A 23,664-nucleotide genomic window follows, 5' to 3' on the forward strand; every position below is an offset into this window, starting at 1 on the left:
GCTACTCCCCGACGTCCGGGCCCATCAGCCCGCCACCGCCGCTGTCCGAGGAGGGAAACACGGGCGTGCCGCCGGGCAGGCTCGGGTCGTGCGGCAGGCTGCCGCGCGGGCTGCGCAGGTACACGAAGGGCGTGGCGAAGAGGAAGTTGGACACGCGCGACGTGTAGATGTCCGCGTAGCGCTCCATCTGCCGCGCCAGGTGGCTCTTGTCATTGCCCGCGCGCGTGAGCAGGCCCCAGACGGGGTTGGACAGCTCGGTGGCGGCGCGCGCCATGGGCCCCAGCTCCGCGTCCAGCGCCTCCAGCTCCGTGCGCAGCTCGGCCTGCCGCGCCACCAGCTCTGTCTCCGAAGGGGTGTCCGAGCGCGGGCCGTACTGGAAGCGGCGCCGCTGCTGCTCCAGCCGCAGCTGACAGCTCTCCGCCTCCAGTCGCTCCTTGTGCTCCATGCGCTCGCCCAGCCGGGCCTCGGTGGCGCGGAAGCCGGCGATGGCGCGCACCTCGTCCTCCAGCTCGCGGAGGATGAGCGCCGTGCGCCAGCGCAGCACGTCCTTCGTCACGTGCACGTCGCCGAACATGTGGTCGCCCACGTAGAGAATCTGGTCCCCGCTCAGCCCCAGGTGGCGCTCCAGCTCCAGCGCGCTGCCGCCGAAGTAGGGCGTGCCGGGCTTCAAGGGCCCCGAGTGCTGCCGCAGCAGCGCCTCGCCGCCCACCTCCACCACCTCATAGAGCGCCGAGCGCGTGGTGAAGAACTCCGGCTTGCGCGCGGACACAATCACCACGTCGAACAGCTGCCGCCACGTCATGCCCCCCGGCAGGTGCCGGTCGAAGGCGAAGTGCATCATGGGCTCGGTGTAGGCCCACTCGCTGTTGGTAATCAGCAGGAGCTTCTTGCCGGCGTGGCGCTGGTCCAGCAGCGCCAGCGGCGTCTCCGGGTCGTCGATGACGTAGCGCTCCGGGTCGGCGATGATTTCCGCCTTCAGCCGCCCCTGCATGTGCGTGGCGTCCAGATTCTTTCGCACGTGCTCGTAGAGGTCCGTGTACCCCATGGGCGTCGAGCCCGGGAGCTGGCCGGCGTCCAGCCGGTCCACCAGCTGCGCGTAGATGCACGCCTCGGACAGCGAGAAGAGCGTGTTGAGGAACACCCAGCGCCGCTCGTGCAAATCGATGAGGGTGCTGGCGTACTCGTCGCGCTGGGCCTCGAAGTCCATGGGCCGGGTGCCATGGAGGGCCTTCTTCACGATTCCGAAGCGGTTGGCCTTGAGGAGGTTGCCCTTCTCCGTGTCGATGATGAGCCCGCGGATGGCGAGCCCCGGGTCGAACGTCAAATCCCCCACGGGCCAGCCCTGCGCCACCAGCCTGTCGCGGATGTATTCGTACGCACGGCGCTCCCACGCTTCCACGCGGTAGTGGATGAGCGTGTAGTCCATGTCGTAGCCCACGGCCTTGATGGCGCGCAGGTTGAGGGTGCGGTTGCAGAAGAGGCCCCGCTCGGGCGGGGGACCAGAAGGGTGCGAGCGCATAGACACCCCTGGCTTTGCCCCGGCCCGAGGCAAAAGTCGATGCCCACGTGGCCCCTCGTTTGCTGGAGGGCACATGCCCGGGCGCCGGACGCGGACAAAATGACGGGACGAGGGTTGCCACCGGAGAGGGGTATTCGTACGGTGCGCGCACCCCCGGAGCCGCATGCCTGGAGTCTCCCGCCGCATCGCCATCAGCGCTGTCGTGCTCGCCGTCCTGGTGGGCACCGCCGTCGGCGCGGGCGGGTACACCTTCGTCTATGCGAAGGGCGCCTCGTACCTCACCGACGATCCGGCCGCGTGCGCCAACTGCCACGTGATGAACGAGCAGTACGCGGGCTGGGTGAAGAGCAGCCACCATACCGTGGCCGTCTGCAATGACTGTCACACCCCGCACGACTTCTTCGGGAAGTACTTCACCAAGGCGCTCAATGGCTGGCATCACTCGGTGGCCTTCACCTCCGGGGACTTCCACGAGCCCATCCACATCGGTGAGCGCAACCTGCGGGTGACGGAGGCGGCGTGCCGCTCCTGTCACCAGGACATCGTCCACGCCATCGAGCCGGGGCTGCTGGTGCGGGTGTCCGCGCAATCCCCGGGTGACACCCCGAAGGACGCCAACCTGCATGGCAGCCTGCACCCTCCGCCCGAGGACGGGACGCTGAGCTGCCTGCGCTGCCACCACTCGGTGGGACACCTGGAGCTGGACTGATATGGCGAACCCGAATGCTCCCGTGAAGCGGCGGGGCCTGCTGCTCCTGGTGGCCGTGGGCGTGGTGTCGGCCCTGGCCGCGGCGGCCGCCGTCGCGCTGGCCACCAACATCTTCGAGCGCAAGCAGGAGGCCCGAAGCCCGTTCTTCCGCGTGGTGGAGCTCACCGACGACACGGTGGACCCGGCCGTGTGGGGGAAGAACTTCCCGCTCCAGTACGACATGTACCTGCGCACGGTGGACCAGACGCGCACGAAGTACGGCGGCAGCGAGGCGGTGCCGCACGCGCCCACGCAGGCGGACCCGCGCTCGGTGGTGGCGCAGAGCCGGCTGGAGGAGGACCCGCGCCTGAAGCGCATGTGGGCCGGCTATGCCTTCAGCAAGGACTTCCGCGAGGAGCGCGGCCACGCGTACATGCTGACGGACCAGACCTTCACCGAGCGCCAGCAGGTGACGCAGCAGCCGGGCGCGTGCCTGCACTGCCACGCCAGCTCGTACACGCTCTACAAGAAGCTGGGCAACGGGGACCTCTTCAAGGGCTTCGACGCCGTCAACCACCTGCCGTACTTCGAGGCGCGCAAGCAGGTGGAGCACCCGGTGAGCTGCATCGACTGTCACGACAGCCAGACGCTGCAGCTGCGGGTGACGAAGCCGGCCTTCATGCTGGGCATGAAGCGGATGAAGGCCGCGCAGGGCGTGCTGGACTACGACGTCAACCGGGACGCCACGCGCCAGGAGATGCGCAGCTACGTCTGCGGCCAGTGCCACGTGGAGTACTACTTCAAGGGCCCGGAGAAGACGCTCACCTTCCCGTGGGACAAGGGACTCAAAATCGAGAACATCCTCGCGTACTACGAGGAGAACCCGCACAAGGACTGGACGCACGCGGAGACGGGCGCGCCGGTGCTGAAGGCGCAGCACCCCGAGTTCGAGATGTGGAACCAGGGCATCCACGCGCGCTCGGGCGTGGCGTGCTCGGACTGCCACATGCCGTACACGCGGGTGGGGGCGCAGAAAATCAGCGACCACCACGTGCGCAGCCCGCTGCTCAACATCAACCGCGCGTGCCAGACGTGCCACCACTTCTCCGAGGCCGAGCTGCGCGCCCGCGCCGAGGCGCTCCAGGAGCGCACCTTCCGGCTGCGCAACCAGGGGCTGGATGCGCTGATGGGGTTGCTCAACGACGTGAAGGCCGCGAAGGCGGCGGGGAAGACGGACGCGGAGCTGGCCGGGGTGTACGCGCTGCAGCGGCGCGGGCAGTTCATGCTCGACTTCATCGAGGCGGAGAACTCGATGGGCTTCCATGCTCCGGAGGAGGCGGCCCGCATTCTCGGGCAGGCCACCAACCTCATCCGTCAGGCGCAGGTGCTGGTGAGGGATTCCACCTTCAAGCCGGAGATTCCCGACATGCTGCCCGCCGCCGAGGGAGATGCCCACCCCGGGCCCGGCGTCCGGGGCAAGACAGTGGGCGCCCCCATGGGTGGCGCGGGCGGCGGAGGGCGGCCCGGCGATGCGGGTGGCGCGGGCGGCGGAGGGGGACCCGGCGATGCGGGTGGCGCGGCCGCTGCTCCGGCGGAGGGAGGCGGCGCGGCCGACGGTGGCAAACCGACCCGGTGATGATTCAGCCGGTGCGGAAGCCCCAGCGGTGAGGGTGGCACCCGGCGCCAGCCCGGCGGTGACGGCGGCACTCATTCCCAGTGACGAAGCCAGCCAGCGCCAGCCCGGCGGTGACGGCGGCACTCATTCCCAGTGACGAAGCCAGCCAGCGCCAGCCCGGCGGCGATGGCGGCACTCATTGTGACGAGGCCAGCCAGCCATGCCACGGCTGGGAATGACGGCACTCATTGTGACGAGGCCAGCCAGCCATGCCACGGCTGGGAGTGACGGCACCGCGGTGGATGGCGCCTCTTCATGAGCAGCGGCTGCCCGGCCGGTGGTGGAGCGGGCGCACGCTGTCTTCGGGAGGTCTTCCCTCCCGGGTGGGGGAGGCGCAGCGCCGGGCCCTGGTGGACTGAATGCCCGGGAGCGCTCGTCCGTTGGAAGGGTGTTGGAGGCAGCAGCACACCGGGCCGGAGCGCAGGAGAAGGTCGCATGAAGATGCCATGGAGCCCGGGAGCCATCGCCGCCGTGCTGGTGCTCTCCGCCGGGATGTCGCGCGCGGAAGAGGCGTGGGAGACGGTGGCGGAGAAGCCATACCTGGTGAAGGTGCGGCCCCGGCCGGGCACCGGTGCGAAGGATGTGTGGGCCGAAGGTGAACTCGCCGCCAGCGCGGCCGACGTGCAGGCGGTGCTGACGGACGTGGACGCGTACCGATTGTGGATGCCGTACGTGAAGGAGTCGCGCACCCTCGAGGAACTGCCCGACGGCGCGCGGCGGACGTACACGCGGCTGGACCTGCCCGTGGTGTCCTCGCGCGACTACGTGAGCCATGTCGTGCAGGACTCGAAGCTGGCCGAGGATGGCACGGGGGTCTTCGCCCAGCACTGGAGGGCGGAGCCGGACGCCATTCCCCAGCGCCGCGACACGGTGCGGCTGCGGCTCAACGAGGGCAGCTGGCGCGTGGAGCCTCGCGGCGAGGGGAAGGCCCAGGTCGTGTACAGATTCACCGTGGACCCCGCCGGCTCCATCCCCGGCTTCCTGGCCAACATGGGCCAGAAGGACGGAGTGGTGGACACCTTCCGCGCGGTGGAGAAGCGGGCCCGGCAGCATGCAGAGGCGCGACTGAAGCCGAAGTGACGCGGGCCGGCTGCGCATCGGCGTCACGGGGTGTGAGACCACGTCGGTGGACGGTGGCTCGTCACGCCGGTGGACGGTGGCTCGTCACGCCGGTGGACGGTGGCTCGTCACGCCGGTGGACGGTGGCTCGTGACGTCCGGTGGACGGTGGCTCGTCGCGTTCATACCGCGTGGCGTGGAGGCCCACCGCACGGGGGCTTGTGAGCGCGCGGCGGCCATGGGCCGCAGGCTCGGAGCACGTGGGGCTCGAAGCTGAAACGCCGGGCCGCGACTGCGGGCGGCACAGGTCGGGTGGATGGCCGGTTGGCCCGGAGTTCCGGGGCGTGCGACCGCGTGGCACCCGGGCAGCGGGCGAAACTCGTCGATGACCGCCAGCCCTACTCCACCGGAAAGGTAGTCCCGCCCTACCCGACCCATGTCAGCCCCCTCCGGTAGAAGGTATTGGCGGAAGGAACGTTCCTTCCGCGTGAGGGTCCGCCCGGCGGGGTGGGGGAAGGGGACGGGGTATGGGGCTGCTGGAGCTGCACCACGGTGGGATGATGTTCGACGTGGCGGAGGTGCTGGGGCTGCGCGGCTACGACCACGTGCCCGCGGAGGAGCTGGCCCGGGTGGCGCGCATGTCGGTGGGCTCTTTGTACCGGCGCTACGGCAGCAAGGAGGCCTTCGCCCTGGCGGCGCAGGCCTACAGCGAGGACGACTTCTGCCGCTCGGCGGAATGGACTCCCTCCGCGGAGCTGCGTGCGGCCGCGGAGATAGACTTCCGCGAGGCGTTCTTCACCTTCTGGTACAGCCTGGTGAACTGGGCGTTCGCGCTGCCGGGCCCCTTCTGCTTCACCTTCCTGCACCGCTACCCGGAGACGTCCGGGCGGCAGCAGCCCGGCAGTGCGGCCCGGGCCCTGGTGCGCGAAGTCCTCCTTCAGGGGGAGCAGGAAGGTGCGCTGGTGCCGGGCTGCGCCCGAGCGGGCGAGGTGCTCGTCTGGGGGACGCTGACCGAAGTGGTGCGTGGGTGGGCCGAGCGACATGAGCCGGTGTCCGAGGACGACGTCCACGCCTCCGCCCAGACGCTCTGGCGCGCGCTGGCGAAGGCGGAAGACTCTGACAAGCCTCGCGGAGCAGGCTCTCCTCCTCCCGGAGCAGCGCACCCCGAACCCGAGATGTCCGGGACGCTCGCGACGACCCCAGCGCCCGCTTTGCTGGAGGCCGAGCAGGATGCGGCGCAGGCCGCGTCTGCCGTTCAGTCTCCGGTCGCGGAGTCCGAAAGCCTCGTGCGGGTTTCGTCCGTTGCACCGCTGGATGCCTTCGTGGCCGGCTTCAACCCGACAGGCGAGGCACTTCACGTGCAGCGGCCACGGAGCTCATGCCAACGCGACGCCGAGCAGCACGGCGGTGGCGAGGCCCGCGACGGCGAAGCTCCAGCCCAGTCGCTTGAGATGTCGCGGCGTGGGCAGCAGGAGCAGGGTTCCGAGCGCCACCAGCGCGGCTGGCAGCAGCGCCACCACGCGCCATGGCGACACGTCCGTGGACAGCGTCCACAGGAGGGCGCCCGCGACTCCGAGCCCACTGGCGGCAAGGCCCACGAGGCGCAGCAGGGCGCGGTCCTCGCCGGGCTTGTGGGCCCGGATGACGACGTGCACCGCCACCGTGGCCAGCGCGAACCCGAGTGCGAAGGTGCCCCACAGGGACAGGGCCGCCCCCGGTGCCAGGCCTCCCTCGATGCCCACCGGTACCGCCCACGCTCCGAGCGCCATGGCCGCGAGCAGCTCGCCCGAGAGCGTGCGCTCCTGCCGTCCCCAGGTCATCAGCAGTACCTCCGCTCCCAGGATGCCGGGAAGCGCGAGGTAGGGCCGCGCGGTGGGCTCGAGGTCCTGAAGGGCGAGCAGCAGCGCGGCGGCTCCGAGTGCTGCGAGGACGGCCGTCCGACTCCGGGCCAGGAGGCGTTCCTCTTCGTGGCGGCGAGCACCCCGGTGGCCGAGCAGGACGAGGAGGGGCTCGTACACGAGGAAGCTGGCGACCGCCGCGGTGGCGAGCCACAGCGCGGTGGGGCTCGGACCGGTGACGGCGAGCGCCGTGGCCAGCGGCAGACCGAGCTGGAAGTACGCGCCGTGTTCCCGGGGCAGCAGCGCCTGGCGGGAGAGGGAAACCCGCGGTCGGTCGGAGAGGGTCAGCATGGGGCGGTGTGGAGCAAGCGGCGTTCCGCTCCTGAAGCCAGGGGGCGGGACTGGAAGACGGCGCAACGGGTGCGGAGGCGTCGGGAGCCCGCGCAAGCCTTGCGCCGGGACTCCGTCCGGGACGCCCGGGACGGGGAGGCACGGTTCCTGAAATGTCCTCGCCCCACCCTGGAGCACACGACTCCGGGAGTGGCCATGGCCTTGAAGCCGCCAGGGGGCCGCTGTGGGAGGCGAACATGGACATGCTGGCCCGTGAGGCCCAAGAAGCGCTGCGGCAGCGCAGCCAACGCCTGCGGGCTCGCGCCCGAGCGTCCTCGGAAGTGCGGGAGGCCGATGCGGCCGGGCTCACTGACTCGGAGCGACAGGAGCTGGATGCCATCGAGGAGGCGCTCGCCCGCATCGATGGCGGAGAGTTCGGCCGCTGCGCGCGGTGTGGCGGGGCCATCGGCCGGCACCGGCTTCGCGCCGTCCCCGAGGCGCGTCTCTGCATGACGTGCTCGGCCGTGGAGCGGTGAGCGGGTTCCGACGCGGGCTCGTCGTGCGCACCGGCTTCGCGCTGCTCGGCCGTGGAGCGGTGAGCGGTTTCCGACGCGGGCTCGTCGTGCGCACCGGCTTCGCGCTGCTCGGCCGTGGAACGGTGAGCGGTTTCCGACGCGGGCTCGTCGTGCGCTCCGGTTCCTCGCTGCTCACCCCGGACGGAGCTTACAGGTCGGGGAACAGCACCGAGCCGAGCCTGAGGGTGCGGTCTCCTCCTGCTTCCCACAACTCCAGGGTGTGGGGGCCGAGGGGCCTGCTCCCGGAGGCCTCTGCTTCCACGACGAGCAGGACCTCGGCGGCGCCTCCCGCCGTGGACTTGGACTGCCACACCTGAACGATGTGCAGCCTGTGGCCATCCGGGCCAATGAGCGCCGCGCTCCCCATCGACCAGGGGCGCTCGCTTCGAGAGAACTTCACCGTCAGCTTCACCGCGACCCTGCTTGCCGCTCGGAAGCACAGGGCGTCATCCAGCTCGAGGTCCGCTCCCATGACACGAGGAAGGGGCCGCTTGAACTGTTCGGCGGCGATGCCTCGGTTCCGCATCCATGGCGCCGTGATGGCATCGAGGAGGTTGGAGGGTGCGCGCTCCGCTCGAAGTCGGGCGTTCTCCTCCCGTAGCCGCTGAAGCTCTTCCGTCAGCTCGGTGGCCTCGCTCTGTGCAGGCCCAGAGGTGCGTTGGACGCGCAGGACCTCCACCTGCGTGTCCGCTTGCGCCGGAACCACCACGAGCAGGAAGTGGGCTTCACCCGGCATTGCATCCGCGGCGAAGCGGACGGTGAGGTGCAGGCGCTCTCCCTCACGGAGCGCTTCCGAAGGCATGAGCGCCACGGTGTCCTCGCCGACGACGACGCGGCGGAAGCGCTCCTTGCCCTCCAATTCGACGCCGTCGCTCGCGAGCGGCGTGTCGAACAGCAAGAGGCTGGCGATGCCCGGCTGGATGGAAATCTCCGGGAGTGTGGCGGGTGGCTCGGAGGTCAGCTCGATGCGTCGTGTCCGGCCCTGCATGGCGGAGCCAGGTGGCTCCTGTGCTCGAACAGCAGTGCCCATGATTGCGACGAAGGCGAAGAGCAGGACACGAAGCCGGGCTGACACGAAGCAGGCTCCGGGAGTCACTCGAAGCGCTTGAAGCGGTAGACCACTTCGATGTCGACCCGGGAGATGATGATGGCGTTCCGTGCATCGCCCCCGGCCTCTCTGCGGATGCCGCGCATCCGGTCCTCCAGTTCACGGATTTCGAAGCAGACCGGGTACTGCGCACCCTCAAAGCGCAGCGTCTTGAAGCGGCCGAAGACGCGCTTGCTTCCAGCAAAGAGCTGCCCGGAGAACTCCGCCTGGCTGGGGATGTTTCCCAGGCTTCTGACGGCATAGGCCGTGACCCGCTCCTCGTGAACGGTGGTGATGGGGTTGGCCTTGCCATTCGGGACGAGCTCGACGGACACGCTGTCCCCATCGAAGACATCCAGCTTCTTCATCGCCGCAATCGCCTCGCGTGGGCACTCCTCCTCGGGTGGCATGGCCGGCTCCAATCGCGGGGGCGCGCCAGCACAGGCCAGCCCCACGCACGCGGCGGCGGTGGCAGCCGTCCGGGCCAGGCTGCTGGCGTCTCGGGAGCGGGGCGTCTCGGGCTTCTTCTCCGGGGCCTGGAGCCCGGAGACGGGGTTGGTCTTCTTCACGGCGGAGGCTTCCTGGGGTGGCGCCACCGGTGCGGTGGCGGCCGCGATGGTGGGCCCCGCGGGTGGCGGGCTCGCGACCGTTGCAGTGTGTGGGGCCTCCGTGACGCTGGCCAATTTATGACCGGCTGCGGTGGTTGTTTCATCCACGACCTGGGTGGTTGTGTCGCGCCATGAGGCCGTGGCCAGGCCCGCCAGTGCCACCACTGCGACGCCCATCGTCGCCAGCAGGGCCCGTTGCCTGCCGCGTGGATGTATCCGGCGGGCTCGGCCTTCCACCACGGCCTTCCGGGGGGACGCGTGAGGCGTGGGCTTCGGTGGCGGACGCAGCACGCCGAGCAACTCGGCCCACAGGCGCAGCAGCTTCGCCCTCGCCACCGAGGGCGGCCGGTGCTTGTGCGCCGGCCATTCCGGGCGGCGCGTGCGCGGACTCCGGGCGGGTGCGCCTTCCCCGGCGGGGAGTGGAGGCTCAAGCCACTCGAAGAGGTGGGCGTCCCGCGCCTCGCCCGGTTGCTCGTTCAGGGCCACCTCCAGCGCCTGGTGCAACTGCGCGCCCGTCTGGATGCGCTGCTCGGGGTCCTTCTCCAGCAGGCGGAGGATGACGGCGCCCAGCGCGGGCGGCACTCGGGGGTTCACCACCGAGGGCGCCGGCGGCTGCTGCGAGACGATGGCCGCGCAGAGCACTTCCGGCGGCCACTCGGGGGAGAAGGGGTAGTGGCCGGTGAGTGCGCGGTAGAGACAGACGCCCAGCGAATACAGGTCATCGGTGGGCGCGAAGGCGTAGCGCGCGTCGATGCGCCAGTGGCGCTGGTGGAAGCGGACGGACTCGGGGCTGCGCAGGTGGCGCGTGCCCGGCGGCAGGGGGCCCGTGGTGAGCGTGGGCGCCCCGGCATAGTCACCCGAGCCCAGGTCGATGAGCACCGGGTCTCCATGCGGGCCGCGCATGAGGATGTGCTCGGGCTTGAGGTCCCTGTGCAGGACGCCCCCGGCGTGCAGCGTGTCCAGGATGAGCGCCACGCGGCTCGCGGCGTCCACGAACTGCTGGAAGGAGGGGTTGTGGAGGTCCGCCCAGAGGTGGAGCGCGGGGCCGGGCACCCAGTCCATGACGAAGAAGAAGTGGCCGGTGACGACGTCCGGCCAGCGACCGCAGGCGTGGACGGCCACCACGTGCGGGTGGACGGCCTTGTCCAGCAGCAGGGTCAGCTCGCGCGTCGAGCGCGGCTCGAAGGGCTGCCGCGCCAGCTTGAGCGCGAAGTAGCGACCCGGGTCCTGGATGGCCTCCACCTTGTAGACCGCGCCGTAGCCGCCCGCGCCCAGCCGCTCGAGGAGGCGCCAGCTGCCACCCACCACCGTACCGGGTGGCAGTGTCTCCGGATTCACCTGGGGGATGCTCGTGGACATGACCTTGAGAGTCTCCTGGAATCCAGTCAACCTAGCAGGTTGATAGGCTTCGTGGAGACCTGGTGTGTCCCCCGGGAGGCGGGCGTCCGTCTGTCCGAACGCCCGGCCCCCCGGTGTCCCGCGGGTGTCCTCCAGGAGGCGCCTGCCCGGGGGCTCCCGGAAAGAAGCCGTGCATGTGGGCGTGTCTATGGGTATAGACACGCCCACATGTGTCCCATGGTGAAGACCGAAGACCTCATCGACGCCCAGGCGGTGGCCGGGTTGCTGCGCCTGAGCCACACCAACAGCGTCAGCACCTACCTGCGCCGCTACCCGGACATGCCACGGCCGGTGCTGGACCTGGGCGCCGGCCGCCCCCGGCTCTGGCTCCGCCCCCAGGTGGTGCGCTGGATGCGCGCCCGCCAATCCGAGCAGCTCAGCGTTGGAGGTGAATCATGACCACCGCCGTTCCCCGTACACCCCCGGCCGTCCTGCCCGGCCCCAATGACACCTGCTGGTGCGGCAGTGGCGCCAAGTACAAGAAGTGCCACCGTGGCGCCGACGCCGTCGAGGCGCGCAAGAAGGGGCCGGAGGCCGCTCGCAAGGGTGTGCGTCCGGGGCTCGTCAGCCCGCGCCGCGACGTGCCCCTGCACATCCCCCGCCCGGACTACGCGGCGACGGGGCGGCCGGGGCGCCGTGGCAATGCCTCGGAAATCAACACGCCGGACGTCATCGCCCGCATGCGCCGCGCCTGCAAGGCCGCCGCCGAGGTGCTCCAGGAAGTGGCCGCCCACGTGCGCCCGGGCATCACCACCGACGAGCTGGATGCGATTACGCACGAGGCGTACATCAAGCGCGGCGGCTACCCGAGCACGCTGAACTACCACAACTTCCCCAAGTCGCTCTGCACCTCGGTCAACGAGGTCGTCTGCCACGGCATCCCCGACAGCCGCGCGCTGGAGGACGGCGACATCGTCAACCTGGACATCACCATCTACCTGGATGGTGTGCACGGTGACTGCTCGGCCACCTACTTCGTCGGCAACGTGGACGCGGAGAGCCAGCGGCTGGTGAAGGTGACGCGCGAGTGCCTGGACGTTGGCATCGCCGCGGTGAAGCCGGGCCGGCCCATCAGCGACATCGGCCGCGCGATTGAGGACCACGCCACGAAGCACGGCATGAGCGTGGTGCGCGCCTACTGCGGCCACGGCATCGGCGAGACGTTCCACACGTCCCTGCAGATTCCCCACTACTACGAGCCCGAGTCCAACACCGTCATGGAGCCCGGGATGATTTTCACCGTGGAGCCGATGATCAACCTGGGCGGGTGGGGCAGCCGGACGTGGGACGACGGGTGGACCGCCGTCACCTCCGACGGCAGCCGCAGCGCCCAGTTCGAGCACACCCTCCTCGTCAACGAGAAGGGCGCCGAAATCCTCACGGTGTCTTGAGCGAGGCCTCGGGCGCGGGCAGCCGCTGGATGCGGCTGCGCGCGCTCGCGAGCACGCAGCCCACCACGAGCAGCGCGGCGCCCAGCGTGCCGCGCCCCACCTCCTCGCCGAGCAGCAGCACGGACCAGCCCATCGTGAGCAGGGGCTGGAGGAGCTGGAGCTGGCTGACGCGGGCGACGCCTCCCAGGGCGAGGCCCCGGTACCAGGCGAGGAAGCCGAGGAACATGCTCACGCCCGAGACGTAGGCGAAGCCGGCCCAGGCTCGGGGGCTGGCGTGCAGCAGGCGCGCGTCGAGGTGGAGCGCGACGATGGGCAGCAGCACCGGTGCGGACAGCACCAGCGCCCAGCACAGCACCCGCCAGCCGCCGAGCTCCCGGGAGAGGGCTCCGCCCTCGGCGTAGCCCACCGCGGCGGCCGCCACCGCGAGGAGCACGAGCCCGTCTCCCGGCGTGGGCTTCCCCGCGCCCTGCGCCGCCGCGAAGGCCAGCACGGCGGCGAGGCCCGCGGCGCTCACCAGCCAGAAGGTGACGGAGGGACGCTCGCGGGCGCGGAACACCGCCGCCACGGCGGTGGTCGCCGGTAGCAGGCCCACCAGCACCGCGCCGTGCGCGGCGGGCATGTCGCGCATGGCCAGCGAGGAGAGCAGCGGGAAGCCCACCACCACGCCGGCCGCGATGAGCGCGAGCCGGGGCCAGTGACGACGCTCGGGGAGGCGCTCGCGACGCACGGCCAGGAGGATGGCCGCGAGCATTGCCGCCACCAGCGCGCGCCCGAGTCCCACCACCGTGCCGCCGAGCTCCGGCACGGCGGCGCGGGTCGCCGGCAGCGTCAGGCTGAAGGCGAGGACTCCGAGTCCGCCGAGCAGGAGTCCTTCACGTGTCCTCGACTGTTCCGTCATGGGCTGTGCGTTTCCAAGCCGTGGGGCCGTGGGGGCCGTGCCGCCGACTCGCGGGGCGGCGGTGTTTGCGTCCTCGTCTGTGCCGTCATGGCGCGCAGGCGTCCGGGTGAGAGGCCTCGCTGCCGGTGTGCGTGGCTGTCCTGATTGTGTCCTCGACTGTGCCGTCATGGAGCGCAGGCGTCCGGGCCGAGAGGCCGCGTTGCCGGTGTATCTGGCCGCGCGGGTTGCGTCCGCGACTGTGCCGTCATGGCGCGCAGGCCTCCGGCCCGTGGGGCCGCGGCTCCCGCTCCACTCCCTCCGGCCACCGTGCGAGGCAGAGGCTCGCGGGCCTCAGCGCCTGCACCACCACGTGCCCGGGCGCGTCCACGTGCACGGTGTCCCCGGCACCGAGCACGTAGTCTCTCGCGTCTCCCTCACACGTGAGCCACAGCTGCCCGTCGACGCAGGTGAGCGCCAGGTGCTCGCCGCCGTGCAGGTGCGCGCTCCACATGGCGCCGCGCGCCAGGCACAGCGGCCCCGCGCTCCCGTCCCCGCGCGCCCCGGGCCTCAGCCGCTCCGCCAGGGCCCGCATCCAGTCGTGAACCGTGAAGGTGGGAGTCACCGTCATCGCCGCCTCCTCCTGTCCCGCGCAACATGCGCCCGGCGGGAAGAACGGAACAGATGCAGCGGATTCAGATTGTGACCGGTACAGTAATAGGTATGTGAACTGTACTGGTCACTGTACCGGTGAGGTGTATCTGTTCCGCGAGACGCAGGCCGGGTACCGATGAAAGCCGGGAAGCAACCCACCCCGGGGAGGACGCATGGGCGCGCTGGCGCATAGACCGAAGCTGTACGAGCAGGTGGCCGAGCGGCTGGGAGACGCCATCTCCGCGGGCACGCTGCGGGCAGGAGACCGGCTGCCGTCCGTGCGGCAGCTCAGCCTCCGCGAGCGCGTGAGCATCTCCACCGTGCTCCAGGCGTACCTGCACCTGGAGTCCGTCGGCCTCATCGAGACGCGCCCGCAGTCCGGCCACTACGTGCGCCGCCGCGAGCGCCCCCGCCTCGCCGAGCCCCTGGTCTCCCGGCCCGCCGCCGCCGCCACGCCCGTCACCGTCAGCGCATTGGTGGCCCGCGTGTACCGCTCCGCGCGCGATTCACGCCTCGTGCAGTTCGGCACCGCGTCGCCCGCCCCCGAGCTCTTGCCCACCCGGCGGCTGTACCGCGAGCTCAACGCCCTCACCCGCGAGGCGGGGGACACCGGCATCCTCTACGATTTGCCTCCCGGCTGCCCGGAGCTGCGCCAGCAGCTCGCCCGCCGCTCGCTGGACTGGGGCTGCGCGCTGTCCCCCGAGGACTTCATCACCACGTGCGGCGCGTCCGAGGCCATCAACCTGTGCCTGCTCGCCGTGGCGCGCACCGGTGACACCATCGCGATTGAGTCCCCCGCGTACTACGGCACGCTGCAGGCCATCGAAGCGCTCGGGCTGCGCGCGCTGGAGATTCCGAGCAGCCCCCGCTCTGGCATGGAGCTGGACGCGCTGCAGGCCGCGCTGGAGCGGCGGCGCGTGGCCGCGGTGCTGGTGGTGCCCAGCTTCAGCAACCCGGTGGGCAGCTGCATGCCGGAGGAGAACCGCAGGCGACTGGTGGCCATGCTCGCCGAGCGCGACGTGCCCCTCATCGAGGACGACATCTACGGCGATTTGCACTTCGGCTCGGAGCGCCCGCGCACGTGCAAGGCGTTCGACACGACGGGCAACGTGATGCTGTGCGGCTCGTTCTCCAAGACGCTCGCCCCGGGCTTCCGCGTGGGCTTCGTGGCCCCGGGCCGCTTCCGCGAGCGCGTGGAGCTGCTCAAGTTCTCCCACACCGTGGCCACCGCCACGCTGCCGCAGCTGACGATTGCGCGCTTCCTCCAGGAGGGCGGCTACGACAGGCACCTGCGCGCCCTGCGCCGCCGGCTCGCCGCGCAGGTGGAGCGCATGGCCGAGGCCGTGGCCGAGCACTTCCCCGAGGGCACCCGCGTGGCCCGCCCCCTGGGCAGCTCGCTGCTCTGGGTGGAGCTGCCGCCGCGCGTGGACGCGCTGGAGCTGCACGCGAAGGCGCTGGAGGCGGGCGTCAGCATCGCCCCCGGACCCATCTTCTCCGCGCGTCCGGACTCGTACCGGAACTTCATCCGGCTGAGCTGCGGCCACCCGTGGACGCCCCGAATCGAGGGCGCCATGTCCACCCTGGGCAGCCTCGCGCGCAGCCTCGCGTGACGGCTGCGCCTACTGCGGCCGGAGCCCGAAGGCCGACAGCCGGTCGTCCGGCGCGAGCCCCACGAACAGGCGAAAGGTCTTCGTCCCGAACGTCACCAGGTACGTGTACACGCGGTCATCCCCCAGCGTGCGCCGCTCCACCAGCACCGGCTGACCCGCGGGCCCCAGCGTGTTCAGCTGGGCCTGGTACATCTTCGCGCCTTCCGGAAAGAAGCCCGCGCGGACGTATGCGAAGTCGGCCGGCGCGAGCTTTCCTTCACGGGTCTTCTCCAGCAGCGCCGCGACTCGCGCGGTGATTTGCGGCTCGCGGTCCTCGATGGGCGTGGTGAGGGCCGGCGGGGCGAGCGAGGGGGCGATGAGGGCCGCGAGGCCCTGCGCGAAGCGCGAGGGGCTCGCCATCGCGGAGTTGGTCAGCACGACGAGGGAGAGGCCCTCTCCCAGGTAGCGGCCGAAGTAGCTCGTGAAGCCCTGCCACGAGCCGGTGTGCTGGTGCAGCGGCTTTCCGGCCCGCTCCTCGAGTTGCCAGCCAAAGCCGTACGGATAGGTGGCGCCGCTGGTGAGCGGCGCGGGCGTGAGGATTTCCTTCCAGCTCTCCGGCGTGAGGATTGCGCGCGCCTGGACGGCCGCGTCCCACGCAATCATGTCCCGCACGGACACATACATGGAGCCGTCCGCCGTGGTGTTGAGCGAGGGCGACACCCACTCCTGGTTCTTCAGCGTCTCCTTGACGAGTCGGTAGCCGGCCGCGCGGTGGGGGATGATGTCCTCCTCGCTGATGATGCGCGCCGTCGTCATGCCGGCGGGCTTGAAGACCTTTCCCCGCAGCACGTCGCCGTAGAACGTGCCGGAGACGCGGTTCACGATGATGCCCAGCAGGACGTAGCCGGTGTTGCTGTAGGACCAGCGCGAGCCGGGGGCGAACTCGAGCGTCAGCGCGTAGGCGAAACGCGCGAGGTCCTCGTCGGTGTAGTCCTTGCGGTAGTCGAGCGTGCCCTCCAGGTCTGGCAGGCCGGAGGTGTGGTTCAGGAGGTTGCACACGGTGATGCCGGCCCACGACGCGGGGGCTCCGGGGAAGAACTTCGTCAGCGGGTCCGTGAGCTGGAGCTTCCCCGCCTCCACCTGGAGCATCACCGCCATCGCGGTGAACTGCTTTCCGAGCGAGCCCGCCTGGAAGAGGGTTTCAGGCCTGGTGGGGACCTGATGCTCCAGGTTGGCGAAGCCGTACCCCTTCGCGAGGACGACCTTGCCGTTCTTCACGATGCCGATGCCGACGCCGGGCACCTGCTGGCGCTCCATCTCCGCGCGCATGAAGGCGTCGATGCGCTCACGGAGCGGGGCCGGCGCGGCGGCGGCGCGGCTCGCGGAGAGAGCCAGCAGGAGGGCGGAGAGCAGGACGAGACTGCGCACGTGAGCGACTCCTTCGAGGCGGGGCGGTCCGCGCCTGTGGCGGAGGACATACCGCGCACCGCGTGGACGGGGCCATGGGCGGCGGGTGCAGGATGGGGCGGGACCGGCGAAGACGGCCAGGCGCGAGGCTTCACGCCGCGAGGCTGGCGGGGCTTCACGGCCGCGACTCCTGGCAAGGGCGTCAGCGGGCGAAGATCAGGCCCGCGCCCTCTCGGGCCGCGCGGTCCACCGCGTGCGTCACCGCGTCCAGCGCGACGGCTGGGCTTCCCCGGCTCGCGAGTGACAGCCCGCGCTGGAGCATGGAGGTGAAGCGCGCCATGCCGCGCACGGGCTTGTAGTCCGGCGGGCCGCCCAGGTGCTCGCGCAGGTCATCGCGCACCTGCTTCACTTCGGTGGCCGTCCAGTACCCCGGCGACGGAATCTGCCTCTTCAGGCCGATGCCCTGGCCCACCTCCATGCCCGGCGCGCGGCCCCAGACGAGGTGTCTCCAGAGCTGACGCGTCCGCTCCGGACAGGCCGAGCCGATGACGGCCTCCGCCGCCTGGACGTCCCGGTCGTCCGGCTTGCGCTCCGTGGCCAGCACCAGGGCGTCGTCCGCTCCGTGCTCGCCTCGGGTGAAGAAGTCGGAGAGCTCGTCGAGCAGGTCCACCACCGAGCCCTGGAGGCGCGCCGGCGGGCGGGCCAGCGCCGCGCCGCCCTCGTGGACGAGGTGGTCCACCAGCGCCACCGTGGCCTGGAGGTCCTCCTCCAATTCCTGCTCACCCGGAGGCGCGTCCTGGGTCCACTCGTGGATGAACCACGCGCGGAACGTCGTGAGCCGCTCCGGGGTGAGCAGGCCGGTGAGGCCCTCGGGAGGGGTGAGGAAGAGGCAGACGTCCATGGCGTCCTTCTACTCCGGGACGCGGACGGCCGGGCCGCCCCCTCGCGCCGGCTTCAGCCGAGATGCGGCTGGCGCCCCGGCCCTCGGCTGAAGCGGAACGAACGTTCCTTCCGAGCCGCGGCCGGCTCCCCGAGCCCTCGGCTGAAGCGGAACGAACGTTCCTTCCGAGACGCGGCCGGCTCCCCGAGCCCGCAGCAGAAGCGGAATGAACGTGCCTTCCGAGACGCGGCCGGCTCCCCGAGCCCGCAGCGGAAGCGGAATGAACGTTCCTTCCGAGACGTGGCCGGCTTCCCGGGCCCCGGCGGAAGCGGAATGAACGTTTCTTCCGAGACGTGGCCGGCTCCCCGAGCCCGCAGCGGAAGCGGAATGAACGTTCCTTCCGAGACGTAGCCGGCTCCTCCCGAGCCCACGGCGGAAGCGGAAGGAACATTCCTTCCGCGGACCCGCCGCCCGGGGCGGTGGCTCATCAGCCCGCGCGAGTCACCTGCGGCATGTCGATGTGCAGCTCGACGCGCCGGTTGGCGGTGCGGCCCTGGTCGGTGGTGTTGGGGGCGACGGGCTCCGTCTCGCCCTGGCCGAGCACCACCATCTGCCGCTCCTCCACGCCGCGTCCCTTGAGCACGCGCGCCACCGCGTCCGCGCGCCGCAGCGACAGCGATTCGTTGTAGGGCTCCGTGCCCCGGCTGTCCGTGTGGCCTTCGATGGTGAGGCGGTCATCCGGGTACTTCGCGAGGATGTCGCCAATCTGCGTCAGCTGCGCCACCGCGTCCCGGGTGAGCACGGCGCTGTTCGTCTCGAAGAGCAGCTCGCTCTGGAGGTTGAGCAGCAGGCCGTGATCCGTCTTCTTCGTCTCGGCGACCTTCTCCAGCTCCTGCGCGCGCTTGTCGAGGTAGTTGCCCACGCCACCGCCCACGGCCGCGCCCGCCGCGGCGCCCACGGCCGCGCCCTTCCAGCCACCGGCGATGGCGCCCGCGCCCGCGCCCGCGACTCCGCCCACGGCCGCGCCTGTCGCCGTCCGCTTCCCGGGGGTGGCGCAGCCCATGCCCAGCAGCGCCGTGGAGAGGAGCACCGCCGCCGCCGTCTTCCGAACCGCCGCGTTCTTTCGAGTCGTCACGTGAAGCCTCCTTGTCTCTGGGTTGGAAGGCTCCACACGGTGGAGATTCATGTGACGCATGGGGAGCCCCGGACGGCTGCCTGCTGTCCAGGCATCACCTGCTCCTTCGGCCGTGGGGCGGGCAGCCGCGTCAGGTTCCGGGGTCCGCTTCGATACCCGACCGTTGCTCCACCTTCGCGCTCGGCAGCCGCCAGAAGCACCAGACATACGCCGCGAGCAGTACCCCCAGGGCCCAGGCCGAGGCGTTGAACATGCCCACATGCCTCAGCTCCGAGCCGTGGTACGCGCCGCCCATGGAGATGGCGCCCAGGCCGAAGACGGGAATGGCGCACAGCCCCAGGAGCCACTTCCAGACGAGCGTGGCCGTGGGCCCGCGCACCACCAGCCCGACGAAGAAGGCGACGACGGCGCAGAGAAAGACGGGCGGCAGGAACACCAGCGCGCCCAGCTCGCACATGTCGCTGGCCCATGCGGGAGAGGAAACCAGGAGAGCGAAGACGCCCACCGCCTGCTTCGAGCCGCGCATCGAGAACCCCTCGTTCGAGGCCCCGAGGCTACCGCACGCGCGTCCCGGCTACACGCGGATGGGCGGCTCGATGAGCACCGGCGCCGTGGCCTTCGGGTCATCCGGGTCGAAGGCGGGCGCGTAGGGGCCCGCGTGCGTCGCCTTCCACTCGCGCGGCACGCGCTCCACGCCCACCGGGTACACCATGAGGTGCCCGTCCTCGTTGATGTGCAGGCGCAGGAAGTTCTTCCAGTCCGGCAGCGCCAGCGAGATGAACGCCTCGTTGGAGTGGGCCCCGAAGAAGTTGACGCTCAGCCACAGGTACAGCCCCATGACGAACGGGCCCACCAGGAAGCCGAACAGGAAGGTGAAGCCCGAGGACAGCAGGAACTTGCCCGCCAGGTGCGCCCAGCCGTCCGCGCAGTTGAGCCCGTCCGCCGTCAGGTCCGGACAGACGCCCAGACCGCTCACCGTGAAGTACGTGGCCGCCCACGCCGTGAAGAACGCGCCGAGGATGTGGCCCAGCCCGTGGAGCGTCCCCGCCAGCGTCCGCCACTTCCCGAAGTGCGGGTCCGCGAAGCCGATGAGCCCGCCGATGGTGCCGAGCCCCAGCACCAGCGTCCACGGTCGGCTCACCATGCTGTTGGCCACCGCCATCACCACCTTGGGCAATTGCGTCAGCCCTAGCGAGCCCACCTCCGCGTACGCCGCGAGCGCGAGCAGGAGGTAGAGCGCCCCCGTTATCAACCCGAAGAGCGGGCTGTAGCGGATGAGCAGCAGGTTCTTCCGCGCCAGCTTCCGGGAGGTGCGCTCGTCCGGGAAGCTCTTCTGGAGCGTGTAGCCGTCGCGCAGCACGTGCGCCGCCGGAGCGTGCGTGGGGTGCAGGAAGGCGCCGCCTCCGCCCGCCGTGATTTTCTGCCGGCCCGCGGCGTCCTCGTGCCGGCGGTAGTGGTGCAAGTCTCCCGCGAGGAAGACGCTGATGCGCCGGCCCAGCACCTTCTCCTGGAGGTACTCCAGGTTGTTCTCCAGGTAGCTGCCCTTGCGCCGCGCGGCCGCCGCGAGAATCCACGCAGGCTCCGCGTTGCAGAGGATGACGCGGTCATCCGGCCCCATGTGCTGGGCCACCTCGCGGAAGTACTCCACCTGGGGCACGTCGATGTCGCTGTTGAGCTGCACGTCCGTGCCGATGAGCCACCAACGGTGCGGCAGCTTCAGCGCGAAGTAGCTGCGGCTCTGCCGCGTGCGCCGGCCCGCAATCCACCGGTTCGCGCAGAACAGCCGCATGAAGGCGGACAGCCCGTCGTACCAGTCGTGGTTGCCCGGAATGACGAACAGGTCCGGGTTGGGCGCGTGCGAGCGGCGCATGGCCGCCTCGTAGGGCTGCACCAGCCGCTCCTCGTACACCTCGCGACTGGCCCCCGGGTACACGCCGTCCCCGCCGAACACGAGCACCCGCCCGCGCTTCGTCTCGTACGGCTCGCCCCGGGAGATGCCGCGCACGGGCAGCGTCAGCCGGGGCAGCGCGAGCAGCCGCGCCACGGTGTACGTGGAGTTCCACCCGTCACCCGTGTCCGCCACGTAGTCGAGCCAGAAGTCGCCCTCGGGGAGCGCCTCCTGCGAGTAGTCGAAGTAGGGCGACTGCGGCCGCACCACGGCCTCGATGAGGCGGTGGTCCGCTCGCGCGCCGAACACCGCCGCCACCAGCGCGTCCAGGCCCGTGCGCAACAGCTGCGCCGGGTGCAGCCAGCGCACCATGTCCACGCGCTCGCGCGGATGCGTGGCCATGCCGCTGTCGGAGATGGGCAGGCCTTCGCGTGGCGACACCGGCTGTGGACGCTCGGGGGTGGTCAGGGCGGGCGAGGAGGAGGTGGACTCGTCCGTGCGCGCGGCCGCCGTGTTCCGCTCACCGGCCATGGGGGGCGTTCTCCCGGGGGCCCTGCGTGAAGCGCTGCTCGGGGCCGGGGCCGGCGTACACCTGCACGGCCTTGAACGTCGGACCCGGCGACACGCGCGCCGAGTGCTTCGCTCCCGCGGGGATGTAGACGGCGTCTCCCTTGCCGACGCGCAGCTTCTCTCCGGAGACGGCCATCTCCGCGGTGCCTTCCTCGATGTAGAGAATCTCGGCGCTCGTGTCGTGGGTGTGCTCGGGCACCTCCGCACCGGGTTGCAATTCCAGCAACGTGACGGACGCGGCGGTGGCGCCCGTGGACGGGTTGAGGAGCAGCGTCGCGCGGCCCTTGCCCCCGGCGATGATGTGGCGCGGGGCTTCGGAGGTGGGCACGCGGTAGCGCACGGGGGCCGCTGGAGCGGCGGGGCTCGCGGGTGCGGCCGGCGCGGTGGGCACTGCCGTGGATGTAGAGGCGGGCGCGGAAGCAGTGGTCGGCTGAGTCGCCTGTGCGGCGGGGCTCGCGGCCGATGCGGCGGGCGCGGGAGTCCGGGCGGCGGGCTTCGCGGGCGCGGTGGGCGCCGCCGTGGACGGAGCCGCTGTGGCGGGCTTCGCGGACACGGGAGCGGACTGGGGCGCCGGCTCGCGGGCCCAGGACAGCGCGGCGGTACCGCTGAGTGCGAGCACGGGAATCAGGAGGCGGGAGCGCATGACCCCCATGAATTACCACGTCGGTGCCCCTTGTCTGGAGGGCAGGCAGGCGCGGTTCTCCGTTCCCTGGGCGCCCGGCCTGGGGCACCCTGGCCGCCATGTCGCACTCCCCCCTCAAGGACTTTCCCGTGGTCGTCCCCTTCACGCTCCACTGGAGCGAGATGGACGCCTTCGGCCACGCCAACAACGCCCGCACCTTCACCTGGTTCGAGTCCTCCCGCATCGCCTACTTCGCCCGCGTGGGCCTCACCGGGCCCTCGGGCGCGGGGGAAGACAGGACGCCGGGCGGCGTCGGCCCCATCCTCGCGGCGACGAATGCGGAGTACCTCCGCCCCGTCGTCTTCCCCGCGCGCCTGTTGGCCGGCACCCGCGTCAGCCGCATCGGCACCTCGTCCATCACCATCGAGCACGCGGTGGCCGGCGAAGAGGACGGCATCCTCTACACCCGGGGCGGCTGCGTCATCGTCACCCTGAAGTACGGCACCCACGAGAAGGTCCCCGTCCCCGCGCCCATCCGCGCCGCCATCGAGGCGCTGGAGGGCCGGTCCTTCGGGGCGTGAAGCCCACGGTCCACCGCGAGACGCCCGCATGCACGCGGCAGGTGCATGCCCGGCCATGAGTGGTAGGACACGCCGCGATGAGTGACGCGGTACTGGGGTTCTACGAAGGACTGGCGGAGGAGTACCACCTGCTCTTCGCCAACTGGGCGCAGACGGTGGAGCGGCAGGGCGCCGCGCTGGATGCCCTGCTGCGCCGCTGCGGCGCGCCTCCGCCCCGGCGCGTGCTCGACTGTGCGTGTGGCATCGGCACCCAGGCGCTGGGCCTGGCGGCTCGCGGCTACGTCGTCCACGCCACTGACTTGAGCCCCGCCGCCGTGGCCCGCGCCGAGCGCGAGGCCCGCGCCATGCACGTCACCCTCACCACGGGCGTGGCGGACATGCGCACGCTGGACACGCAGGTGGCAGGCCTCTTCCCCGTGGTGCTCGCCTTCGACAACGCGGTGCCGCACCTGCTGACGGACGAGGACCTCGACGCCGCCGCGCACGCCATGGCGGCGAAGCTGACCCCGGGTGGACTGCTGGCGCTGAGCATCCGCGACTACGACACGCTGGTGACGCAGCAGCCGCGCTTCACCTCGGAGCGGGTGCTCGACGCCCCCGAGGGACGCCGCATCCTCTTCCAGCTCTGGGACTGGTCCGCCGACGGGCGGACGTACACCGTGCACCAGTTCATCCTGCGCCCCGAGGGCAGCGGGTGGCAGACCACCGAGCACACCGGCGTGTACCGCGCCCTCCAGCGCGTGGAATTGGAGCGGGCCCTGACGCGGGCCGGCCTCATGGACACGCGGTGGTACTCGCCCGAGGAGACGGGCTTCTACCAGCCCATCCTCACCGCCCGGAGGCCGTGACGCGCCGGGCCCTGGGCTCGCTGGCATTCTTGCGCGGCGCCTGCGCCTGCCGGGCCCGCGCCTCGAGGATGCGGGGCAGGCTCTCCTCAATCCAGTCGGTGAGCGCCTCGACGTGTCCGGCGACCTCCTCGCCCAGGGGCGTGAGGGTGTAGTCCACGTGCGGCGGAATCACCGGATGGACTTCGCGCAGCACGAAGCCGTCCTCCTCCAGCGCGTGCAGCGTCTGGGCGAGCATCTTCTCGCTCACCCCCGCCACCTTCCGCCGCAGCTCGCTGAAGCGGTGCGTACCGTCCAGCAGGGCGACCAGCACCAGCACGCCCCAGCGGCTGGTGACGTGCTCCAGGACGCCACGGGAAGGGCAGTCCGCCGCGTGCACATCGCCACGTTGCTCGGCCAGCTTCGTCATCATCCGGCTCAGGTGCCGGGGCCCCTTCGTCGTCGCCATGCCA

Annotated in this window: 23 protein-coding genes and 1 pseudogene; 10 read left to right on the top strand and 14 right to left on the bottom strand. The window is 71.1% G+C overall.

Going from position 1 to position 23,664, the window contains the following annotated elements; all coding sequences use genetic code 11:
- Position 1 precedes the first annotated feature (1 nt).
- Complete coding sequence (locus tag G4D86_RS08980) at positions 2 to 1,519, bottom strand: HAD-IG family 5'-nucleotidase (protein WP_163991605.1); 1,518 nt, start codon at positions 1,517 to 1,519, stop codon at positions 2 to 4.
- A gap of 163 nt (positions 1,520 to 1,682) precedes the next feature.
- Between G4D86_RS08980 and nrfH the strand changes: the two genes are divergently transcribed.
- The 4 genes and pseudogenes from nrfH to G4D86_RS54275 all read left to right on the top strand — a co-directional run.
- Positions 1,683 to 2,228 (top strand): cytochrome c nitrite reductase small subunit, encoded by a 546-nt coding sequence (nrfH, locus tag G4D86_RS08985; protein WP_163991608.1) that lies wholly within the window; start codon positions 1,683 to 1,685, stop codon positions 2,226 to 2,228.
- 1 nt (position 2,229) lies between these two features.
- The gene (locus G4D86_RS08990; RefSeq protein WP_163991610.1) at positions 2,230 to 3,843 is read left to right on the top strand and encodes an ammonia-forming cytochrome c nitrite reductase subunit c552; all 1,614 of its coding nucleotides are present in this window, start codon (positions 2,230 to 2,232) and stop codon (positions 3,841 to 3,843) included.
- 474 nt (positions 3,844 to 4,317) lie between these two features.
- Entirely contained in the window at positions 4,318 to 4,962 is a 645-nt protein-coding gene (locus G4D86_RS08995; protein ID WP_163991613.1) for an START domain-containing protein, read from the top strand.
- 538 nt (positions 4,963 to 5,500) lie between these two features.
- A pseudogene (locus tag G4D86_RS54275) lies at positions 5,501 to 5,623 on the top strand (helix-turn-helix domain-containing protein); the annotation flags it as partial.
- 20 nt (positions 5,624 to 5,643) lie between these two features.
- Here the strand turns inward: G4D86_RS54275 and G4D86_RS09005 are convergent.
- Positions 5,644 to 5,796: a hypothetical protein gene (locus G4D86_RS09005; RefSeq protein ID WP_163991615.1), complete on the bottom strand. Its 153-nt coding sequence runs from the start codon at positions 5,794 to 5,796 to the stop codon at positions 5,644 to 5,646.
- Between the two features lie 520 nt (positions 5,797 to 6,316).
- On the bottom strand, positions 6,317 to 7,129 hold the full coding sequence (locus tag G4D86_RS09010; protein WP_163991617.1) for a YwiC-like family protein: 813 nt from the start codon (positions 7,127 to 7,129) through the stop codon (positions 6,317 to 6,319).
- Between the two features lie 236 nt (positions 7,130 to 7,365).
- Here G4D86_RS09010 and G4D86_RS09015 point away from each other — a divergent pair, with 236 nt between their 5' ends.
- Positions 7,366 to 7,644, top strand: coding sequence for a TraR/DksA family transcriptional regulator (locus tag G4D86_RS09015; protein WP_163991619.1), 279 nt, complete (start codon positions 7,366 to 7,368; stop codon positions 7,642 to 7,644).
- A gap of 187 nt (positions 7,645 to 7,831) precedes the next feature.
- On the opposite strand, the gene G4D86_RS09020 is transcribed toward G4D86_RS09015, so the two are convergent.
- On the bottom strand, positions 7,832 to 8,779 hold the full coding sequence (locus G4D86_RS09020; RefSeq protein WP_338050596.1) for a DUF2381 family protein: 948 nt from the start codon (positions 8,777 to 8,779) through the stop codon (positions 7,832 to 7,834).
- Entirely contained in the window at positions 8,776 to 10,737 is a 1,962-nt protein-coding gene (locus G4D86_RS09025) for a serine/threonine protein kinase (RefSeq protein ID WP_163991623.1), read from the bottom strand. Before G4D86_RS09025 ends, G4D86_RS09020 begins: the two co-directional genes overlap by 4 nt.
- Positions 10,738 to 10,953: 216 nt before the next feature.
- Between G4D86_RS09025 and G4D86_RS09030 the strand changes: the two genes are divergently transcribed.
- Positions 10,954 to 11,175, top strand: coding sequence for a hypothetical protein (locus G4D86_RS09030; RefSeq protein ID WP_163991626.1), 222 nt, complete (start codon positions 10,954 to 10,956; stop codon positions 11,173 to 11,175).
- Positions 11,172 to 12,167 (top strand): type I methionyl aminopeptidase, encoded by a 996-nt coding sequence (map, locus tag G4D86_RS09035; protein ID WP_163991627.1) that lies wholly within the window; start codon positions 11,172 to 11,174, stop codon positions 12,165 to 12,167. Before G4D86_RS09030 ends, map begins: the two co-directional genes overlap by 4 nt.
- On the opposite strand, the gene G4D86_RS09040 is transcribed toward map, so the two are convergent.
- Together G4D86_RS09040 and G4D86_RS09045 are read right to left on the bottom strand one after the other, a co-directional pair.
- On the bottom strand, positions 12,154 to 13,065 hold the full coding sequence (locus tag G4D86_RS09040) for a DMT family transporter (RefSeq protein WP_163991630.1): 912 nt from the start codon (positions 13,063 to 13,065) through the stop codon (positions 12,154 to 12,156). The two genes, map and G4D86_RS09040, sit on opposite strands and share 14 nt — an antisense overlap.
- A 244-nt stretch (positions 13,066 to 13,309) precedes the next feature.
- The gene (locus G4D86_RS09045) at positions 13,310 to 13,672 is read right to left on the bottom strand and encodes a DUF2917 domain-containing protein (protein ID WP_163991632.1); all 363 of its coding nucleotides are present in this window, start codon (positions 13,670 to 13,672) and stop codon (positions 13,310 to 13,312) included.
- A 196-nt stretch (positions 13,673 to 13,868) separates the two neighbouring features.
- Between G4D86_RS09045 and G4D86_RS09050 the strand changes: the two genes are divergently transcribed.
- Entirely contained in the window at positions 13,869 to 15,305 is a 1,437-nt protein-coding gene (locus tag G4D86_RS09050) for an aminotransferase-like domain-containing protein (protein WP_163991634.1), read from the top strand.
- A gap of 9 nt (positions 15,306 to 15,314) precedes the next feature.
- Here the strand turns inward: G4D86_RS09050 and G4D86_RS09055 are convergent, their stop codons facing one another.
- The 6 genes from G4D86_RS09055 to G4D86_RS09080 form a co-directional block, all read right to left on the bottom strand.
- Positions 15,315 to 16,712 (bottom strand): serine hydrolase domain-containing protein, encoded by a 1,398-nt coding sequence (locus G4D86_RS09055; protein ID WP_163991636.1) that lies wholly within the window; start codon positions 16,710 to 16,712, stop codon positions 15,315 to 15,317.
- Between the two features lie 181 nt (positions 16,713 to 16,893).
- Complete coding sequence (locus G4D86_RS09060; protein WP_163991638.1) at positions 16,894 to 17,592, bottom strand: hypothetical protein; 699 nt, start codon at positions 17,590 to 17,592, stop codon at positions 16,894 to 16,896.
- A 466-nt stretch (positions 17,593 to 18,058) separates the two neighbouring features.
- Positions 18,059 to 18,706, bottom strand: a complete 648-nt coding sequence (locus tag G4D86_RS09065) for a YiaD family glycine zipper/OmpA-like lipoprotein (protein WP_240360133.1) — start codon at positions 18,704 to 18,706, stop codon at positions 18,059 to 18,061.
- Positions 18,707 to 18,836: 130 nt separating this feature from the next.
- Positions 18,837 to 19,232 (bottom strand): hypothetical protein, encoded by a 396-nt coding sequence (locus tag G4D86_RS09070; RefSeq protein ID WP_163991642.1) that lies wholly within the window; start codon positions 19,230 to 19,232, stop codon positions 18,837 to 18,839.
- Between the two features lie 48 nt (positions 19,233 to 19,280).
- Positions 19,281 to 21,125 (bottom strand): metallophosphoesterase, encoded by a 1,845-nt coding sequence (locus G4D86_RS09075; protein ID WP_420821849.1) that lies wholly within the window; start codon positions 21,123 to 21,125, stop codon positions 19,281 to 19,283.
- Positions 21,115 to 21,807: a cupin domain-containing protein gene (locus tag G4D86_RS09080; RefSeq protein ID WP_163991644.1), complete on the bottom strand. Its 693-nt coding sequence runs from the start codon at positions 21,805 to 21,807 to the stop codon at positions 21,115 to 21,117. The genes G4D86_RS09075 and G4D86_RS09080 overlap by 11 nt, the downstream gene beginning before the upstream one ends.
- A 98-nt stretch (positions 21,808 to 21,905) precedes the next feature.
- Here G4D86_RS09080 and G4D86_RS09085 point away from each other — a divergent pair, with 98 nt between their 5' ends.
- Positions 21,906 to 22,367, top strand: coding sequence for an acyl-CoA thioesterase (locus tag G4D86_RS09085; protein ID WP_163991646.1), 462 nt, complete (start codon positions 21,906 to 21,908; stop codon positions 22,365 to 22,367).
- Between the two features lie 77 nt (positions 22,368 to 22,444).
- A complete protein-coding gene (locus G4D86_RS09090; RefSeq protein ID WP_163991647.1) occupies positions 22,445 to 23,215 on the top strand; it encodes a class I SAM-dependent methyltransferase in 771 nt (256 codons plus the stop codon).
- Here the strand turns inward: G4D86_RS09090 and G4D86_RS09095 are convergent.
- Positions 23,196 to 23,660, bottom strand: a complete 465-nt coding sequence (locus G4D86_RS09095) for a winged helix-turn-helix transcriptional regulator (RefSeq protein ID WP_163991649.1) — start codon at positions 23,658 to 23,660, stop codon at positions 23,196 to 23,198. The genes G4D86_RS09090 and G4D86_RS09095 overlap by 20 nt on opposite strands.
- Between the last annotated feature and the right edge of the window lie 4 nt (positions 23,661 to 23,664).

This window comes from Pyxidicoccus caerfyrddinensis, from assembly GCF_010894405.1.
GTDB lineage: Bacteria > Myxococcota > Myxococcia > Myxococcales > Myxococcaceae > Myxococcus > Myxococcus caerfyrddinensis.

Coding starts and splice junctions, on each gene's coding strand:
- G4D86_RS08995 (WP_163991613.1), top strand. CDS start 4,318: ATGAAGATGCCATGGAGCCCGGGAGCCATCGCCGCCGTGCTGGTGCTC.
- G4D86_RS09050 (WP_163991634.1), top strand. CDS start 13,869: ATGGGCGCGCTGGCGCATAGACCGAAGCTGTACGAGCAGGTGGCCGAG.
- G4D86_RS09040 (WP_163991630.1), bottom strand. CDS start 13,065: ATGACGGAACAGTCGAGGACACGTGAAGGACTCCTGCTCGGCGGACTC.
- G4D86_RS08980 (WP_163991605.1), bottom strand. CDS start 1,519: ATGCGCTCGCACCCTTCTGGTCCCCCGCCCGAGCGGGGCCTCTTCTGC.
- map (WP_163991627.1), top strand. CDS start 11,172: ATGACCACCGCCGTTCCCCGTACACCCCCGGCCGTCCTGCCCGGCCCC.
- G4D86_RS09015 (WP_163991619.1), top strand. CDS start 7,366: ATGGACATGCTGGCCCGTGAGGCCCAAGAAGCGCTGCGGCAGCGCAGC.
- G4D86_RS08990 (WP_163991610.1), top strand. CDS start 2,230: ATGGCGAACCCGAATGCTCCCGTGAAGCGGCGGGGCCTGCTGCTCCTG.
- G4D86_RS09095 (WP_163991649.1), bottom strand. CDS start 23,660: ATGGCGACGACGAAGGGGCCCCGGCACCTGAGCCGGATGATGACGAAG.
- G4D86_RS09045 (WP_163991632.1), bottom strand. CDS start 13,672: ATGACGGTGACTCCCACCTTCACGGTTCACGACTGGATGCGGGCCCTG.
- G4D86_RS09090 (WP_163991647.1), top strand. CDS start 22,445: ATGAGTGACGCGGTACTGGGGTTCTACGAAGGACTGGCGGAGGAGTAC.
- G4D86_RS09070 (WP_163991642.1), bottom strand. CDS start 19,232: ATGCGCGGCTCGAAGCAGGCGGTGGGCGTCTTCGCTCTCCTGGTTTCC.
- G4D86_RS09030 (WP_163991626.1), top strand. CDS start 10,954: ATGGTGAAGACCGAAGACCTCATCGACGCCCAGGCGGTGGCCGGGTTG.
- G4D86_RS09085 (WP_163991646.1), top strand. CDS start 21,906: ATGTCGCACTCCCCCCTCAAGGACTTTCCCGTGGTCGTCCCCTTCACG.
- nrfH (WP_163991608.1), top strand. CDS start 1,683: ATGCCTGGAGTCTCCCGCCGCATCGCCATCAGCGCTGTCGTGCTCGCC.
- G4D86_RS09010 (WP_163991617.1), bottom strand. CDS start 7,129: ATGCTGACCCTCTCCGACCGACCGCGGGTTTCCCTCTCCCGCCAGGCG.
- G4D86_RS09080 (WP_163991644.1), bottom strand. CDS start 21,807: ATGCGCTCCCGCCTCCTGATTCCCGTGCTCGCACTCAGCGGTACCGCC.
- G4D86_RS09025 (WP_163991623.1), bottom strand. CDS start 10,737: ATGTCCACGAGCATCCCCCAGGTGAATCCGGAGACACTGCCACCCGGT.
- G4D86_RS09075 (WP_420821849.1), bottom strand. CDS start 21,125: ATGGCCGGTGAGCGGAACACGGCGGCCGCGCGCACGGACGAGTCCACC.
- G4D86_RS09060 (WP_163991638.1), bottom strand. CDS start 17,592: ATGGACGTCTGCCTCTTCCTCACCCCTCCCGAGGGCCTCACCGGCCTG.